We start from the raw sequence: 16,443 nt of genomic DNA, 5'->3' as shown, positions 1-16,443 counted from the left end.
GTACGGCTCCGGGGTGACCATCGGAAGAATCGCTCGTTCTGCTGAACGTGAGCACCCAGGATCTCGTCCCCTCGCCCGTGGGCCCGGTCGACGTCGAGCAGGCCGAGGCCGCACTCGTCGAGCGGTATCCGCGGCTCGTCCGCATCGCCTATCTCGTCCTGCCGCCGGCGCTCGGCCGCAACCGCCGGGTGCTGACCGCGCACGCCCTCGTCCAGCGCTCGCTGCCGCGCCGCCGGGTCCCGGGCCCCGCGGTGCCGGGCCCGCGGCGGGACGAGGACGCGGTGGATCCGGGATACGCGTACGTACGGGGTGAGGTGCTGCGGCAGGCGCTGATCGCCGGGCTGCCGCTCCGGCGGCTCGCGCTGCCGCGCCGGGCGCAGTTCCCGCCGCTGCTGCCGCACGTGTGGGGGCTCCGGCTCTTCCCCCGGGTGGGCGGCGCCGACGAACTCGCCCTGGACCAGCGGCTGTCCCGGCTCTCGGGCCCCGGCCGGGCGGCGTACGTGCTCCGCGGCCTGGAACGCCAGGGCGACCCGGAGGTCCTGCGCGTCCTGGCGGTGGCGGGCGTCGAGGACCCGGCGGCGGCCCTGGCGGAGGCGGACGCGCTGGACGCGACGGAGGACCCGGCCTCCCCCGGGGCGCTTCCGCTGGGAGACGACGCGGCCAGGGTCGGCGAACAGGGCGGTCCCGGGAGGGCCGGGGGCCCGGACGACGCCGGGTTCCTCGGCGGGGCCGGGTGGCCGCACGGGACCGACGGTGCGGGTGGCCGCCCCGGCCGGGGCGGCGGCCCCACCGGCCCCGGCGCCGTGGCCGGTCGCGCCGAGAGGGTCGGCGAACAGTCCGGCCCGGGCAGGGCCGGCGGTACGGGTGCCGGCCCCACGGGCGTGCCCGGCGGTGCCTCGGGTGCCGGACGGGGCACAGCTCCCGGCGGCCCGGGCCCTGCCGCCGCGGAGGCGCACCCCACCCCCTCCCCCGCCCGCCCCGGGCGGCTCAGTGGTGCCGCCCTGCTCGAGTCCGACGAGTTCGACCCCTGTGCGCTGCAGGCGCGGCCGACCGATCTGGTGCGGCGGCGGCAGCACACGCGGGCCGCGTTCGTCGCCGTCGTGGCGCTCGTGGTGTGCGGGGCGCTGCTCGGGCTGCCCGGGGACGGATGGGGCAGAAACGGTGCTGCTGCGCCCTCGTACGCCCGTAATCCCGCCGCCGAGGCCGCCCTCGACCCGGGGGCGGTCAAGCGGGTGGGTGCCGACGTCTGGCCCGGGGCCACGCGGCAGGACTTCTCCGTGTGGCCCGCGCGCGGCGGGCTGACGGGCGACACCGCGCTGCTGCGGCGGGCGCTCGCCGTGTGGGCCAGGCCCGGCGGCGCCGTGCGGTCCTCCGCGACGCCGGGGACGCCCGTCGGGCCGCCGATGGGTCCGCCGCAGCTGCTCTTCGCGGGGCGGGTCGACGCGATGCGGGTCGTGCTCTTCCACGACGGGCTGCGGGCCGTGCGGTACGCGGAGCCGGTCGAGGGGACGGCGGGCGCCGCGCTCGACTTCGCGCGGACGGACGCCGCCGACACCGTCGGCGCCGCCGCGCTGGTCGTCTCCCGCGCGTCCGGCAACGTCCGCTATCTGACGGCGCCCTGGGTACGGGACACGGCGGTGCGGGACCTCCTCGCGCCCGCGAGGGCGCCCCGGCCGCTGGTGCGGGACGCCGACGGGGTCACCGATCCCGTGCCGAGTCCCGCGCAGACCGCCGGTGCCTGCGCGAAGTGGAACGCCCTTCAGGTGCGGGACGGTTCGGGGCTGCGGCTCCTCGCCGACCTGGGCGAGCCGGCGCCCGCCCGGCTGCTGTGGGGACCGCCCGCCGCACCCGTGGACGCGACCGGCACGGAGGCGCGGGATGCGTGGGCGCGGACGGCGTGCCTGCTGGCGGCCGTGCGGGGGCACGGGGTGCGGTCCGTGAACGCCTGGCGGTTCGCCCGGCAGCCGCTCCCCGAGGGCGCCGGGCACGGCACCTGGGTGTGCACGCGCGCGGAGACCTGGCGGGGCACGGGCAACCGGGTCCTCGCCCAGTTCCTGGTCCCGTCACCCGAGGTCCCGGCCGCGCTCGCGGCCCGCTCCGAGGGCTCGCCGGCCTGCGGGGTGCGGGATCCCCGGGTCCTCGCGGGCGTGCTGTGGCAGGCGCCGGGCGGCGGCTGGTACGTCCTGGCCGCGGGCAGCCCCGACTTCACGTCCTTGGAGACCTCGGGCGGCGTGAAGAGCCGGTCGGAGGGCCCCCTCCTGGCGGTGAAGGCGAAGCCGGGCGCCCGGGCGGACCTGACGGGCACCCTGCGGGACGGCACCCGGAGGACCGCCCTGCGGTGACGGGCCCGGGAGCCGCCCTGCGGTGACCGGGCCGGCGGCCGCCCCGCGGTGAGCGGCCGGCGACGCCCACCCCGCCGTGACCGGAGGCAACAGCTCCGAAAAAGACCCCGCACGCACCTGTTGCCAGCGGCTTACCCCTCAGTACATTGACATCATGTCTAATACGCAGCCTGCACCGGTGGCGTCGGAGCACGTCGAGCTCAAGGCCCGCAAGGTCTCCTTCGGCTGGGAGGAGACACCGCTCCACTGGGTACCGGGCGACCCCTTCACCACCCACACCATCAACGTGCTGCACCTGCTGCTCCCGGCCGGCGAGCGCTGGTTCGTGCACGTCTACAAGCAGGCGCTGCCGTACATCACCGACGACCGGCTGCGCGAGGACGTCATCGGCTTCATCGGCCAGGAGGCCATCCACTCCCAGGCCCACGACGACGTCCTCCCCCACCTGCGGAAGCTGGGCCTCGACCCCACCCCGTACACCGCGCAGGTCGACTGGTTCTTCGAGAAGCTCCTCGGCGACCGGACCCTGCCGCCCGGCCGGCCGCGCCGCTGGTGGCTGATGGAGCGCGTCGCGCTGATCGCCGCCATCGAGCACTACACCGCCTTCCTCGGCGACTGGGTCCTCAACGCCGACGCGCTCGACCGCGTCGGGGCCGACCCGACCATGCTGGACCTGCTGCGCTGGCACGGCGCCGAGGAGGTCGAGCACCGCGCGGTCGCCTTCGAGCTCTTCATGCACCTCGACGGCGGCTACCGGCGCCGCGCCCGCACCTGGGCGCTCGCCTTCTCCGCGCTCGTCTTCCTCTGGCAGCGGGGCATCCGCTTCTTCATGGAGAACGACCCCAGCCTCCTCGACCCGAAGGCCTCCTTCGCGGACTTCGTCCGCAAGGGCCGGCAGGGCGTGCTGCCCTCCACCCCCGCCATGCTGCGCTCCATCCCCCGCTACCTCAGCCGCGCCTACCACCCCTCCCAGGAGGGCGACACCGCGCAGGCCATGGCCTACCTGGCCTCCTCCCCCGGCGCGAACGGAGGCCGCTGATGCCCCGGTTCACCACCGTCGCCCTCGTCGCCGGGGCCGCGCTGCTCGTCCGCCGCGCCGTCCGCAGCCGCATGAGCACCGCCCCGCTGTGGCCGATGCCCTCCCTCGACACGCCCACATCCGGGTACGGGCGGGGCAGCACCGTCCCGCGCAAGGTGCGGGTCGCCGGGCGCGCCACGCCCGCCGAGGGCGTCGTCGAACTGCGCCTGGAGGGTGACGGGCTGCCCGCCTGGCAGCCGGGCGCCCACGTCGACCTGGTCCTGCCCTCCGGACTCGTCCGGCAGTACTCGCTCTGCGGCGATCCGGCCGACCTGTCGGCGTACACGGTGGCGACGCGTCTCGTCGAGGACGGCCGGGGCGGCTCGCGCGAGGTGCACGAGCAGCTCCGCGAGGGCATGGAGATCGAGATCCGGGGGCCGCGCAACCGCTTCCCGCTGGTCGACTCCCCCGCGTACGTCTTCGTCGCCGGCGGCATCGGCATCACCCCGGTCCTGCCGATGCTGCGCGCCGCCGAGGCGGCCGGGGCGGACTGGCGGCTCGTCTACTGCGGGCGGAGCCGGGCCACCATGCCGTACCTGAAGGAGATCGAGGCGCTGGGCACGGGCGAGCACCTGACCGTCGTCGCCGAGGACGAATCCGGGTTCCCCGACCTCGGGTTCCTCGCGGACCTGCCCGAAGGCACGGCCGTGTACTGCTGCGGACCCGACGGGCTGATGGACGCCGTGGCCTCGGCGATGCCGGAGGGCCGGGCGCCGCGCCTGGAGCGCTTCACGGCCGCCGCGGCGACCGGCGGCACCGCCTTCGAGGTCGAACTGCGCCGCACCGGGAGGACGTTGACGGTGGCGGCCGACCAGTCGCTCCTGTCGGCGGTCCTCGACGAGCTGCCCGGCATCACGTACTCCTGCCGGCAGGGCTTCTGCGGGACCTGCCAACAGCGGGTCCTGGAGGGCGAGATCGACCACCGGGACGAGCTGCTCACCGACGAGGAGCGGGACGGTTCGATGCTGATCTGCGTCTCGCGCTGCGCGGGCAAGCGGCTCGTCCTCGATCTCTGACGAGACCTACGGCAGGACCAGCCAGTCCAGGGCCAGGGCCGTGAGGAGGCCGCCCGCCAAAAGCCAGGTTCCGAGGCGGGTGCGGCCGTTGCGGGAGAGTTCGATCACGATCCCGCAGAGGATCATCGCGAGCCCGTACACGCCGACGACCAGGACGGACGTACGGCTCGCGAGCCGGATGACGAGCACCACGGCCAGGACCGCGAGGAGCACGGACGCGGCGGCGACGCGCAGCCGCCGCGCCTGCTTCGGCGTGAGCCCGGAAGCGGGGACCTCAGAGTCCTCCTCGGGGCCCTCCTCCGACTCCTCGGGCTCCTCGGGGACTTCGGGGGAATCCGGCTTTTCCTCGGCCTCTTCGGCCTCCCTCGGCTCGTCGGCCTCCGGGGCCTCGGCCGTCGGGGTGTCCTGGTCGGAAGCGCTCATGAGGCAGGAGCGTAACGGACACCGTTAGGCTGTTCGCATGACGACCGGGGTACGCCGCAGGATGGGCGTCGAGGAGCGCAAGCAGCAGTTGATCGGGGTGGCCCTCGAACTGTTCAGCCACCGCTCTCCCGACGACGTGTCCATCGACGAGATCGCCGCGGCCGCGGGCATCTCCCGGCCGCTGGTCTACCACTACTTCCCCGGCAAGCAGAGCCTCTACGAGGCGGCGCTGCGCCGCGCGGCGGACGAGCTCGCGGCCCGCTTCGTGGAGCCGCCCCGGGGGCCGCTCGGGCCGCGTCTGCTGCGGGTGATGGGCCGGTTCTTCGACTTCGTGGACGAGCACGGGCCCGGTTTCGCGGCGCTGATGCGCGGCGGGCCCGCGGTCGGCTCGTCGACGACGAACGCGATGATCGACGAGGTCCGGCAGGCCGCGTACGAGCAGATCCTGGCCCATCTGGAGGTCGAGAAGCCCTCCGCCCGGCTCGAACTGGTCGTCCGCTCCTGGGTGTCGCTCGCCGAGTCGACGGCGCTCCTGTGGCTGGACGGCCGCCGGGTCCCGCGCGCGGAGCTGGAGCTCCAGTTGGTGCACGACTTCGCCGCGCTGGCGGCGGTGAGCGCCGCGTACGACACGGAGATGGCGGAGATGCTCGTCCGGATCCTCGCGGACGAGCCGGCCGACGGCCCCTTCGGGGAGCTCGTGGCCAGGCTCTCGGCGCTCGTGCCCGGTATGTCGGATCAGCGCTTGCGGTAGGACCCGTCGAGGTCGCGGACCTCGACGGAGAGCGCGGCTCCCTCGGCGGCCTTGAGGTACCCGGGCAGCAGCTCCAGGACGGCGTCCGCGAGCCGTGCCTTGGCCTCGTCGGTCCGTCCGGCGAGCAGGGCGATCTCGACGTGCACGAGGACGTCGTCGGCCGCTCCGCCGCCGACGACGAACTCCTCGACCTCCCGGAACCGGGTCTTGCAGGCGTCGAGCGTCGCGTCGACCGTCTCCACGACGATCGGGTGCAGGGCCAGCGCGAAGCCGCGCCGGTCGAGGGGCGCGGAGTAGTCGACGGTGATCTGCGGCATGAGGGTCACTCCAGGCCAGAGGGATAACGCTGTGCGATGTCTGGCCACAGCTTTACGGTGATCGTCATGACGACACAAGTGACCTTCCGGCAGGCGGACGAACGCGATCTCGACCTTCTGGCGGGAATGTTCGACGGGGTGGCGCACTGGATGGTGCGCAGCGGCATCGACCAGTGGAAACCGGGGGCCCGGGGCCCCGAGCACTTCCGCGCGCGGATCGCGGAGGGCGAGGTCTGGATCGCGTCCCACGAGGGCCGGGCGGTCGGCGCGTACGAGCTGTGGTGGGAGGACGAGGAGGTCTGGGGGCCGCAGCCGCCGGTGGCCGGGTACGTGCACCGGCTGATGACCGACCGGGGGGCGGCGCCCGCCGGTGCGGGGCGGGTGGTGCTCGCGCACGCGGAGGAGCGGATCGCGGCCTCGGGCCGGTCGCTGGCGCGTCTCGACTGCGAGGCGCGCAATCCGCGCCTGGGGTCGTACTACGAGGGCGCCGGGTACACGGCCGTCGTCCCGCACCTGGAGAAGGTGGGGGCCGACGGCCGGGTGTACGCGGTGCGGCTGATGGAGAAGGCCCTGGCGTGACGGGTGCCGCGCCAGGGCCGTCCGTCAGCTCGTGGCCTTGAAGACCGCCACCGTCCGCGCCGGGACCGTGAAGGTGCCCGTGGACTGCTCGTACGCGGACGACTTCACCACCGCGTCGGAGCCGCCCGCCTGGACCGGGTGCAGGCCGTAGCCCTTCCCGGCCAGGTCCGCGACCTTCTGCGACGTGCCGTCCGGGGTCGCGTTGAGGACGACGACCAGGTCGCCGAGGCGCATGGTGATGACGCCGGGGGTCTCGTCGCGGCCGGAGAGCGGGAAGGACAGGGCCTCCTGTACCCGGTCCGCCGTGGCCAGCGAGAACACCGGCTCGGTGGTACGGATCTTCTGCAGGTCCCGGTAGGCGGCGGAGGCGCCGTCGATCTGGGCGCAGCCGACCGTGAGGGCCGGGTCGACCAGCAGCGGCTTGCCGTAGGACCACTTGGACTTGTTGTCGGCGGCCGGGGGCAGGCCGCGGCCGAAGCCGTTGCCGTCGCGGCAGTCCCAGTGGATGGCGTTGAACCAGTCGCCGCTGTCGAAGGAGTTGCGGTCCAGGGACTTGGAGCGCAGCAGGTCCGAGCCGGCCTGGGAGAGGGACGGGCCCTGCGAGAGGGTGGCCGTCGCCATGGCGAGGACCTGCATGCGGGCGCGGTCGGCCGGCGAGGTGCCCGCCGGCAGCTTGAAGGCGAGCGCGTCGTACAGGGACTCGTTGTCGTGGGCGTCGGCGTAGGCGAGGGCGTCGCCGGGGGCGGCGGCGTATCCGGCGGGGGCGCCGTTGTAGTCGACCTGGCTGCCCTTGACCGTACGGTCCGAGGTGTCGGTGAAGCGGTAGTCGGCGAGGTTGCCGGTCAGGCCGACCTTGATGAGGTCCTGGTAGTGCAGGAGGCGGGCCTTCTGCTCGGCCGGGGTCCCGTTGGCGGCGGAGCCGTTCGGGTCGGTGTAGAGGCCGGAGGCGAAGCCCTGGATGCCGGGGTCGCCGTCGAAGGGGCCGCCGCCGCGGACGGCGTCGCGGGCCCGGTCGGAGAAGGTCGCGATGCCGGTGCCAGCCATGTTCTTCTGGGTGGCCTGGACGAAGCGGGCGTCGTCGGCGATCTCGCCGAAGTTCCAGCCCTCGCCGTAGAGGACGATCGCCTTGCCGTCGACGCCGTCCTTCTCGACGGTCAGCGCGTCGAGCGCGGCCCGCACGGCGAGGATGTTGGCCTTGGGGTGGTGGCCCATGAGATCGAAGCGGAAGCCGTCGACCTTGTACTGCTTGGCCCAGGTGACGACCGAGTCGACGACGAGCTTGCCCATCATGGCGTTCTCGGGCGCGGTGTTGGCACAGCAGGTGGAGGTGGCGACGGAGCCGTCGGCCTGGAGGCGCTGGTAGTAGCCGGGGACGATCCGGTCGAGGATCGACTTGTCGGACTGTCCGGCGGCGACGGTGTGGTTGTAGACGACGTCCATGACGGTGCGCAGTCCGTCGCCGTTGAGGGCCTGGACCATCTGCCGGAACTCGACCGTGCGGCGGGTGCCGTTCGGGTCGGTGGCGTAGGAGCCCTCGGGGACGGTGTAGTGCAGGGGGTCGTAGCCCCAGTTGTAGCCGTCCTCGGCCGCGGCGGCGGTGACGCAGGCCTGCTGCTCCTCGGAGTCGGGGGCGTAGACCTTCAGGTCGCAGGCGGGTTCGGTCCGGTCGGACTTCTTCTCGGGGACGGTGCCGAGGTCGAAGGCGGGGAGGAGGTGGACGTAGGAGGTGCCGGAGGCGGCGAGCGCCTTCAGGTGCTCCGATCCCTTGCTGTCCTTGTCGGTGAAGGCGAGGTAGGTGCCCCGGTGGTCGGCCTTCGCGGTGGGGTCGGCGATCGAGAAGTCCCGGATGTGGAGTTCCTGGATCTGGGCGTCGCGCAGCGGTACGGCGGCGGGCTTCTTCAGGGTCTTCCAGCCGGCGGGGGCGAGCTTCGGGTCGGTGAGGTCGACGACGAGGCTGCGGGCGGAGTCGGTGGTGAGGGCGGTGGAGTAGGGGTCGGTGACCCGGTTCTCGACGACCTTCTGCACGCTCGGTGCCCAGACCTTCACGACGTACCGGTACGGCTTGCCCGTCCAGGTCGTCGGGCCGGTGACGGACCAGACGCCGGAGGCGGGGTCGCGCCGCATGGGCACGGCCTTGCCGTCGAGTTCGAGGGCGACGGACCGGGCGGTGGGGGCCCAGAGGGAGAGGGTGGGGCGGCCGTTGCGGAAGACCGGGCCGAGGGAGGCCTTGGTGGCCTTCGGCGCGTACAGGTCGTCGAGGATGCCGGCGGTCTGGACGCCGGTGGCGGCGAGCAGGGCGCCGTTGGCGGCGCGCTGGGTGGCGACGAGCTGGCCGCGCAGGGAGTCCCTGACCCGGTCGGCGTCGCGCGGGTCGACGGTGAAGGCCGGGTAGTCCTTGAGGTGGGGGTACGCGGCCTTCTGGGCGTCGGTCAGCGAGGAGGGCGTGAGGCGGAGCCAGCGGCCCTCGTCGCTCAGGGCCCCGTCGGTGACGGTGATCCCGCCGTCCTTCGCGTACACCAGCTGCTGGCTGGTGGAGTCGGTGGTCTTCACCTTCCAGACGACGGTGTTCCGGTCGATCCACTGGGCCTCGGCCTTGCCGAGGTCGAGGTTCGGGGCGCCGCCGGTGGTCGGCAGGAGGTACTTCGGCTGTCCGGAGAGGAGCCAGACCTCGTGGCCGTAGGTGCCGAGGTCGAGGGACTGGTCGGTGGGCAGGTCCTTCTCGTCGCCCTTGTGGAGGATGTACGAGAGGGAGCTCGCGCCCTCGGTCAGCGGGACCTCGTAGACCGCGCCGTACGCGTCGACGCGGACGGGCATGAGGGGCTTGGACCAGTCGGTGGGCTGGGCGGCGCCGGTCCAGGTGTGGAGGCCCCAGCCGCCGTAGTCGCCGTCGGCCCGCCGGTAGTGGATGACGGCCTTGGTCTTGTCCTGGGCCGCCGGGGCCGGGTTCGCGTCGGACTGTCCTTCGGCGCCCTGTGTGATCCAGACCTCGCCGGTGCGGCCGAGGGTGATGCTGCGCTGCGGGCCGTCGGCGGTGCCGTCCTTCTCGACGGTGTACGCGACGGTGGAGGCGCCCTCGGGGACCTTGACCCAGGCGAAGGCGCCGAAGGCGTCCCGTCCGGCGAAGGCGGCCTCCTGGCCGTCGGCCTTCAGCTTCCAGCCGTCGTAGTTCCCGTCCTGGCGCTTGTAGTGGACGACGGCGTACGCCCGCTCGACGGCGACCGGCTTCTCGGGGGCCGGGGGCGCGCCGGCCGTGGTGGCGGCGAGGGCGCTCGCGGTGCGGCCGGCGCTGTCGACGACGACGGCCTTGTAGCGCAGGGCGGTGCCGGCGGGGGCGGTGACGTGCTGGGTGACCTTGTAGGGGGCGTGGTCGGCGGTGCCGAGGGTCTGCCAGCGGCCGTCGCCGACCTGGGCGGCGAACACCACCCTGTTCAGGCCGCCGCCGGTGACGTCGGCGGAGAGCTCGACGGTGCCGGTGGAGCCGGCGGCCGGGGCCTTCAGGGAGACGGTGGGCCTCGTCGCCGGGGCGGGCAGCGGGGCGCCTGCCCCGAGGACCAGGGAGGAGAGGGCCGGGACGGTGACGGTGACCTTGCCGTCCTTCGCCGCGACGGCGCCCTGACCCCCGTACAGGGTGCGGAAGCCGGCGGAGTCGACGGGGACGGTGACGGTCTTCGGCTGGGTGGCGCCGTTGACGGCGACCAGGTACTCGGTCCGCGTCTTCGGGTCGGTGCGGGTGAAGGCGTAGACGGAGCCCTCGGCGTACCTCTCCTGCTGGACGCCGTCGCGGAGGGCCGGGTTCTCCCGGGTGAGCTTCGACAGGGCGGCGATCGAGCGGTAGAGGGGGTGCGTGGTGTCGTACGCGTCGGAGGCGTGGGTGCGGTCGGTGCCGAGCTGGTCGTCGTCGAGGTAGTCGGCGGTCTGCGAGGCGAAGAGGGTCTGGCGGGCGTCCTTGTCGCCGCCGGGGCCCGTGAAGCCCTGCTCGTCGCCGTAGTAGACCACCGGGTTGCCCCGGGAGAGGAACATCAGCTCGTTGGCGAGGCGGTCGCGGCGGACGAGCTCCTCGTCGGACGCGTTCGGGTTGTCCTGCTTCAGGAAGGTGCCGATGCGGCCCATGTCGTGGTTGCCGAGGAAGGTCACCTGCTCGTATGCGTTGGCCTTGTCGGTGGTGTACCGGTAGTCCTCGGCGAAGACCTCGGCGAGGCGGTCGGCGCCGGCGCCCTGGGAGGCGAAGGCGCGGGCCGCGTCCTGGAAGGGGAAGTCGAGGGTGGCGTCGAGCCGGCCCCGGGTGACGTACGGGGAGGTGACGGCGGTGTCGGCGGAGTACACCTCGCCGAACATGAAGAAGTCCTCGCGGCCCTGCTTCTTCGCGTACGCGTCGAGGGCGGTGGCCCACTGGGTCCAGAAGTCCAGGTCGACGTGCTTGACGGTGTCGATGCGGAAGCCGTCGATGTCGAAGTCGCGGACCCACTTCTCGTAGATCCGCTTCATGCCCTCGACGACCTCGGGGCGCTCGGTCCACAGGTCGTCCAGGCCGACGAAGTCGCCGTACTCGGCGGACTCGCCCACCCAGGTGGAGTCGCCCCGGTTGTGGTACATCGTCGGGTCGTTGAGCCAGGACGGGACCTTGCCGCCGGTCGTCGTCGGCGTGTAGGGGAAGGAGTCCGCGTCCACCTTGCCGATCGCGGTGCGGTCGTCGAAGGGCCGTCCTGAGGCGTCGAGGTACGGATACGCGCCCTTGGGGCGGTAGCCGTACTTCTTCTCCGCGTAGTCGACGGTGTCGGCGGTGTGGTTGGTGATGACGTCGAAGAAGACCTTCATGCCCTTGGCGTGGGCGGCGGCGATCAGCCGCTGCAGGTCCTCGTTCGTCCCGAAGTGCGGGTCGACCTGGGTGAAGTCGGTGATCCAGTACCCGTGATAGCCGGCGGAGGCGTCCTTGCCGGTTCCCTGCACGGGCCGGTTCTTGAAGATCGGCGCCATCCAGATCGCGGTGGTGCCGAGGCCCTTGATGTAGTCGAGCCGCTCGGTGAGGCCCTTGAGGTCGCCGCCCTGGTAGAAGCCCTTGTCGGTGGGGTCGAAACCGGTCGCCGTGCGGCTGCCGGTGAGGCCGCCCTTGTCGTTGGAGGTGTCGCCGTTGGCGAAGCGGTCGGGCAGCACGAAGTAGAACTGCTCGCGGGTGAGGTCCTGCCGGGCCGGCTGGGCGGCGAGGGCCCGGTCGGAGGGCGGAGCCGGCGGCCGGGGTGCCGCCGTCGCGGGGACGGCGGGCACGAGGGCGGCGCACAGCGCGGCGGCCAGCGCGACCGCCGTTCTCTTGCGTGTCACGGGGGTGCTCCCTGGAGGTACGGGAAGAGAGGGCCGCCCCGGCGGGGCGGCCCTTGCGTGGGGGGAGGCTCAGTTGCGGAAGGTGTCGTTCAGGACGAGCTGGCCCGAGGCGGGGACCGTCGCCGTGCGGTTGGCGCCCGACTCCCAGGTCACGTTGCCGGCGGCGTCCTTGCGGATGTACTTGTACTCGAAGGCCGTTCCGGCGGGCAGGGACACCGTCAGCTTCCAGACGGGGTACGCGGCCGGGTCGAGCTTCAGGGCGGCGGCGGGGGCCCAGTTGCCGAGTTCGGCGCGGTTGCCGGTGACGTAGATGTTCTGGCCGGTGACCGTGGTGGCGTTCACGTTGAAGGACGCGCCGGAGGTGGCCGGCTGCGCCCCGCAGTTCATGGCCCCGGTGTGCAGGGCGAGGGCCGTGTTCGCGGCGAGGGTGGCCGTGAACTGGCCCGAGGAGTTCACCGTCACGGCGGTGTTCGACTGCACGTCGCAGTAGGTGCCGGCGGCGAGGGACGTCTGGAAGGTGCGGGTCAGGGCCGAGGCCTCGTGGTTGATCGCCACGTACGCCTTGGAGCCGCGGCCGAACGCGATCGCGTTGCCGCCGTTGTCCCACCAGTCGGTGACGGCCTGCCCGCGGGCGGTGTTGCGGAAGGCCACCATGGAGGAGATCTCGCGCCAGGCGTGCTGGCACTTCCAGCCGTCGCTGTAGCAGGCGTTCACGGCACCGCCGTTGGGCGGGCCCGCGTCCTTGTCGGTCCACTCGTAGCCGGAGTGGACGTCCGGGGAGCCGTACGGCCAGGCGAGCATGAAGACGGAGGCGAGGGTGTAGTTCGCGCCGTCCTTGTAGTTGAGGGTGTCGCCGCCGCGCTCGGTGTCGTGGTTGTCGACGAAGACGCCGGACTGGCCGGACGGCATGTAGCCCCAGGCCTCGCCGAAGTTCTTGAGGTAGGCGAGCTTCTCGTTCTGCAGGACCCGCTTGAGGTCGCGGGCGTAGCGGAACTCCTGGACGTCGCCGTTGCCGAGGTACTCGCTCGGCTGGACGGCCTCGCCGGCGCCGTAGATCGCCTCCTGCTTCCAGTAGACGGAAGGATTCGTCAGGCGCGACTTGATGTTGGCGAGGTCGGCGGCCGGCATGTGCTTGGCGGCGTCGATGCGGAAGCCGTCGACGCCGAGGGAGAGCAGGTCGTTCAGGTAGCCGGCTATCTTCCCGCGGACGTAGTCCTCGCCCGTGTCGAGGTCGGGGAGCTGGACCAGCTCGCAGTTCTGGACGTTCGCGCGGTCCTGGTAGTTGGAGATCGCGGCCCGGCAGTCGTCCATGTCCGCGCCCGAGTAGAGGCCGGGGTAGTCGTACTTGGAGAACGGGGTCCCACCCGTTCCCGTGCCCGATCCGTTCGCCATGTGGTTGACGACGGAGTCGGCGACGACCTTCACGCCTGCCGCGTGACAGGTGTCGATCATGTTCTTGAAGGCGGTGCGGTCGCCGAGACGTCCGGCGATCTTGTAGCTGACCGGCTGGTACGAGGTCCACCACTGGCCGCCCTGGAGGTGCTCCTGGGGCGGGGACACCTGGACGTATCCGTATCCGGCGGGGCCGAGGCGCTCGGTGCACTCCCGGGCGACCGAGGCGAAGTTCCACTCGAACAGCACCGCGGTGACGTCCTTGGTGCCGGGCGGGGCGGCTTGCGCCGGGGCGTTGCCCGTGACGGCCACAGCGGCTCCCGCCACGAGGGCGAGTGCAGCGGCCACGGTCTTTCTCGCCATGTCTCCTCCTGCTGACTTCACTGTCGCAAGAAGTTGCCGAAAACTTCAGCAACTGTTTTCAGCCGTGACCGTACGAGTGCCCCGGCGCCCGGTCAACCCTCCGGGCACCCGAACGCAACTTGTTACGAAAGGACTTGCGGAAGCCGGCCGGGCGGCTGCGCCGTGGAACCGCGCACGACGAGTTCCGGCTGGAAGACGAACTCCGTGCGCTGCACCGGGTTCCCCTCGATCTCCTCCAGGAGCGCGCCGACGGCCGCCGTCGCCATGGCCTGCACGGGCTGGCGCACGGTGGACAGCGGCGGGCTGGTGAAGGCGATCAGCGGCGAGTCGTCGAAGCCGACGACGGAGACGTCGCCGGGCACGTCGAGGCCGCGGGCGCGCACCGCGCGGATGACGCCGAGCGCCATCAGGTCGGAACCGCAGACGATGCCCGTGCAGCCCTCGCGGAGCAGGATGTCGGCGGCCGCGTGACCGCCCTCGACACCGAACAGGGTGGGCCTGATGAACCGTTCGGCCTCGGCGCGCTCGATGCCGAGGAGCTCGTACAGCTCGGCGGTGAAGCCCTCGGCCTTGCGGCGCGAGGGGACGTACCGGGTGGGGCCGATGGCGAGGCCGATCCGCTCGTGGCCGAGTTCGACCAGGTGCCGGACGGCCATCCGGGCGGCGGCCCGGTCGTCGGGGGAGACGAAGTTGGCGTCGATGTGCTCGTTGTAGCCGTTGATGAGGACGTACGGGACGCCCCGGGCGGCCAGCCGGGCGTAGCGCGCGGGGTCGGCCGTGGCGTCCGCGTGCAGCCCGGAGAGGAAGACGATGCCGGCCACCCCGCGCTCCACGAGCTGCTCGACGAGCTCGTCCTCGGTGGCGCCGCCGGGCATCTGGGTGCACAGGACCGGGGTGTAGCCGTGCCCGGCGAGGACCTGTTCGACGACCTGCGCGAAGGCCGGGAAGATCGGGTTGGTCAGCTCGGGCACGACCAGCCCGACGAGGCCCGCGCTGCGGCGTTTGAGCCGTACGGGACGCTCGTAGCCGAGGACGTCGAGCGCCGCGAGCACCTTGTGCCGGGTCGCGCCGGCCACCCCCGCCTTGCCGTTGAGGACACGGCTGACGGTGGCCTCGCTGACCCCGGACTGGGCCGCGATGTCCGCGAGCCGCGGGGCGCCGTTCCCGGCGCCCCGCGGCAGGGGGATCGTCACACCGCCCACCAGACGGTGGTGTCGGCGGGCAGCTCCACCGTCCCCTCCACGGCGGAGCCGTCCACCTCCTCGCTGGCGAGGAGATACCGGCCGGGCAGCGGGACGGTGATGGCCCGGCCGGTGGTGTTGGCGGTGCAGACGAAGCCGTCGCGGCGGAAGGAGAGCACACCCTCGGGTGCCTCCAGCCACTCGACGGCGTCGCCCGCACCGAGTTCGGGGCGCTCGCGCCGGACGGCGAGGGCGCTGCGGTAGAGCTCCAGGGTGGAGCCGGGGTCGCCGGTCTGCGCCTCGACGCTCAGGGCGCTCCAGGTCGCGGGCTGCGGCAGCCAGGAGCCGCCGTCGCCGAAGCCGTACGAGGAGCCCTCGACGGTCCACGGGATCGGCACGCGGCAGCCGTCGCGGAAGCCGTCCTGGCCGCTGGCCCGCCAGAACGACGGGTCCTGGCGGACCTCGTCGGGCAGGTCGGTGACGTCGGGCAGGCCGAGCTCCTCGCCCTGGTAGACGTACGCGGAGCCGGGCAGGGCCAGCATGAGGAGGGTCGCGGCGCGGGCGCGGCGCAGGCCGAGCTCGCGGTCGCCGGCCTCGCGGAGCTGGGTGCCGAGGCCCGCCGGGTTGGCGAAGCGGGTGGCGTGCCGGGTGACGTCGTGGTTGGAGAGGACCCAGGTGGTGGGGGCGCCGACCGGGCGCATCGCGTCGAGCGAGGCGTCGATGACGGCACGGAGCTCGGCGGCGTCCCAGTGGGTGCCGAGGTACTGGAAGTTGAAGGCCTGGTGCATCTCGTCGGGGCGCACGTAGTTCGCGGTGCGGTCGACGGTGGGGGTCCAGGCCTCGGCGACGAGGATGCGCTCGCCGTCGTACTCGGCGAGGATCTGCCGCCAGGAGCGGTAGATCTCGTGGACGCCGTCCTGGTCGAAGAAGGGCATGACGTCGTTGCCGAGCAGCTTCAGCTGGTCGTGGGAGCCGATGTCGGGCAGGCCCGCGGCCTTGACGAGGCCGTGGGCGACGTCGACGCGGAAGCCGTCGACGCCCATGTCGAGCCAGAAGCGCAGGATGGAGCGGAACTCGTCGCGGACGGCGGGGTGTTCCCAGTTGAAGTCGGGCTGCTCGGGGGCGAAGAGGTGGAGGTACCAGTCGCCGGGGGTGCCGTCCGGGTTCTCCGTACGGGTCCAGGCGGGGCCGCCGAAGATGGACTCCCAGTCGTTGGGCGGGAGTTCGCCGTTCTCGCCCTGACCGGGGCGGAAGTGGTAGCGCTCGCGGAGCACCGAGCCGGGGCCCTCGCGCAGGGCGCGCTGGAACCACTCGTGCTGGTCGGAGGAGTGGTTGGGGACGAGGTCGACGATGATGCGCAGGCCCAGTTCGTGGGCCTCGCGGATCAGGGCGTCGGCGTCGAGGAGCGTGCCGAACATGGGGTCGATGGCCCGGTAGTCGGCGACGTCGTAGCCGGCGTCGGCCTGCGGCGAGGCGTAGAACGGGGAGAGCCAGACGGCGTCGACGCCGAGCCCCTTGAGGTACGGCAGCCGGCTGCGGACGCCCTCCAGGTCCCCCATGCCGTCACCGTTGCCGTCGGCGAAGGAGCGCGGGTAGACCTGGTAGATCACCGCGTCTCTCCACCAGCCCGTGTGCGTGCCGGTGGTCGGGGCGGCGGCGGGGGTGGCGAGGTGCTGGGTCATGTC

The 16,443-nt window shown here is 72.9% G+C and carries 11 protein-coding genes; 5 read left to right on the top strand and 6 right to left on the bottom strand.

Annotated elements, in window-relative coordinates; genetic code table 11:
* The first annotated feature begins 47 nt into the window (after nucleotides 1–47).
* The 3 genes from ACFYX3_RS05835 (at nucleotide 48) to ACFYX3_RS05825 (ending at nucleotide 4,436) form a co-directional block, all read left to right on the top strand.
* A complete protein-coding gene (locus tag ACFYX3_RS05835) occupies nucleotides 48–2,342 on the top strand; it encodes a hypothetical protein (protein ID WP_389008533.1) in 2,295 nt (764 codons plus the stop codon).
* 154 nt (nucleotides 2,343–2,496) lie between these two features.
* A complete protein-coding gene (locus ACFYX3_RS05830) occupies nucleotides 2,497–3,381 on the top strand; it encodes a metal-dependent hydrolase (protein ID WP_389008531.1) in 885 nt (294 codons plus the stop codon).
* Nucleotides 3,381–4,436 (top strand): PDR/VanB family oxidoreductase, encoded by a 1,056-nt coding sequence (locus tag ACFYX3_RS05825; protein WP_389008527.1) that lies wholly within the window; start codon nucleotides 3,381–3,383, stop codon nucleotides 4,434–4,436. The genes ACFYX3_RS05830 and ACFYX3_RS05825 overlap by 1 nt, the downstream gene beginning before the upstream one ends.
* A 6-nt stretch (nucleotides 4,437–4,442) precedes the next feature.
* On the opposite strand, the gene ACFYX3_RS05820 is transcribed toward ACFYX3_RS05825, so the two are convergent.
* Nucleotides 4,443–4,859, bottom strand: coding sequence for a hypothetical protein (locus ACFYX3_RS05820; RefSeq protein ID WP_389008525.1), 417 nt, complete (start codon nucleotides 4,857–4,859; stop codon nucleotides 4,443–4,445).
* Nucleotides 4,860–4,896: 37 nt separating this feature from the next.
* Between ACFYX3_RS05820 and ACFYX3_RS05815 the strand changes: the two genes are divergently transcribed.
* A complete protein-coding gene (locus ACFYX3_RS05815; protein WP_376590206.1) occupies nucleotides 4,897–5,610 on the top strand; it encodes a TetR/AcrR family transcriptional regulator in 714 nt (237 codons plus the stop codon).
* On the opposite strand, the gene ACFYX3_RS05810 is transcribed toward ACFYX3_RS05815, so the two are convergent.
* The gene (locus ACFYX3_RS05810; RefSeq protein WP_389008521.1) at nucleotides 5,595–5,927 is read right to left on the bottom strand and encodes a 5-carboxymethyl-2-hydroxymuconate Delta-isomerase; all 333 of its coding nucleotides are present in this window, start codon (nucleotides 5,925–5,927) and stop codon (nucleotides 5,595–5,597) included. The genes ACFYX3_RS05815 and ACFYX3_RS05810 overlap by 16 nt on opposite strands.
* 66 nt (nucleotides 5,928–5,993) lie before the next feature.
* Here ACFYX3_RS05810 and ACFYX3_RS05805 point away from each other — a divergent pair, with 66 nt between their 5' ends.
* Entirely contained in the window at nucleotides 5,994–6,506 is a 513-nt protein-coding gene (locus ACFYX3_RS05805) for a GNAT family N-acetyltransferase (RefSeq protein WP_389008518.1), read from the top strand.
* Nucleotides 6,507–6,530: 24 nt separating this feature from the next.
* Here the strand turns inward: ACFYX3_RS05805 and pulA are convergent, their stop codons facing one another.
* The 4 genes from pulA to ACFYX3_RS05785 form a co-directional block, all read right to left on the bottom strand.
* Nucleotides 6,531–11,822 (bottom strand): pullulanase-type alpha-1,6-glucosidase, encoded by a 5,292-nt coding sequence (pulA, locus tag ACFYX3_RS05800; protein ID WP_389008515.1) that lies wholly within the window; start codon nucleotides 11,820–11,822, stop codon nucleotides 6,531–6,533.
* A 69-nt stretch (nucleotides 11,823–11,891) separates the two neighbouring features.
* Nucleotides 11,892–13,577 carry a carbohydrate-binding module family 20 domain-containing protein gene (locus ACFYX3_RS05795; protein WP_389008512.1) on the bottom strand — a complete coding sequence of 562 codons (1,686 nt, stop codon included), beginning with the start codon at nucleotides 13,575–13,577 and terminating at the stop codon, nucleotides 11,892–11,894.
* 122 nt (nucleotides 13,578–13,699) lie between these two features.
* Nucleotides 13,700–14,779 (bottom strand): LacI family DNA-binding transcriptional regulator, encoded by a 1,080-nt coding sequence (locus ACFYX3_RS05790; RefSeq protein ID WP_359518633.1) that lies wholly within the window; start codon nucleotides 14,777–14,779, stop codon nucleotides 13,700–13,702.
* Nucleotides 14,767–16,440 (bottom strand): glycoside hydrolase family 13 protein, encoded by a 1,674-nt coding sequence (locus ACFYX3_RS05785; RefSeq protein WP_389008508.1) that lies wholly within the window; start codon nucleotides 16,438–16,440, stop codon nucleotides 14,767–14,769. The genes ACFYX3_RS05790 and ACFYX3_RS05785 overlap by 13 nt, the downstream gene beginning before the upstream one ends.
* Nucleotides 16,441–16,443 lie beyond the last annotated feature (3 nt).

The organism is Streptomyces sp. NPDC002463 (genome assembly GCF_042889835.1).
GTDB classification, from domain to species: Bacteria; Actinomycetota; Actinomycetes; order Streptomycetales; family Streptomycetaceae; genus Streptomyces; species Streptomyces nymphaeiformis.
The sequence above is the reverse complement of the archived record's forward strand: the minus strand, read 5'-3'. Positions and strand labels throughout refer to the sequence as shown.

Coding starts and splice junctions, on each gene's coding strand:
- ACFYX3_RS05820 (WP_389008525.1), bottom strand. CDS start 4,859: ATGAGCGCTTCCGACCAGGACACCCCGACGGCCGAGGCCCCGGAGGCC.
- ACFYX3_RS05785 (WP_389008508.1), bottom strand. CDS start 16,440: ATGACCCAGCACCTCGCCACCCCCGCCGCCGCCCCGACCACCGGCACG.
- ACFYX3_RS05810 (WP_389008521.1), bottom strand. CDS start 5,927: ATGCCGCAGATCACCGTCGACTACTCCGCGCCCCTCGACCGGCGCGGC.
- ACFYX3_RS05795 (WP_389008512.1), bottom strand. CDS start 13,577: ATGGCGAGAAAGACCGTGGCCGCTGCACTCGCCCTCGTGGCGGGAGCC.
- ACFYX3_RS05830 (WP_389008531.1), top strand. CDS start 2,497: ATGTCTAATACGCAGCCTGCACCGGTGGCGTCGGAGCACGTCGAGCTC.
- ACFYX3_RS05825 (WP_389008527.1), top strand. CDS start 3,381: ATGCCCCGGTTCACCACCGTCGCCCTCGTCGCCGGGGCCGCGCTGCTC.
- ACFYX3_RS05805 (WP_389008518.1), top strand. CDS start 5,994: ATGACGACACAAGTGACCTTCCGGCAGGCGGACGAACGCGATCTCGAC.
- ACFYX3_RS05815 (WP_376590206.1), top strand. CDS start 4,897: ATGACGACCGGGGTACGCCGCAGGATGGGCGTCGAGGAGCGCAAGCAG.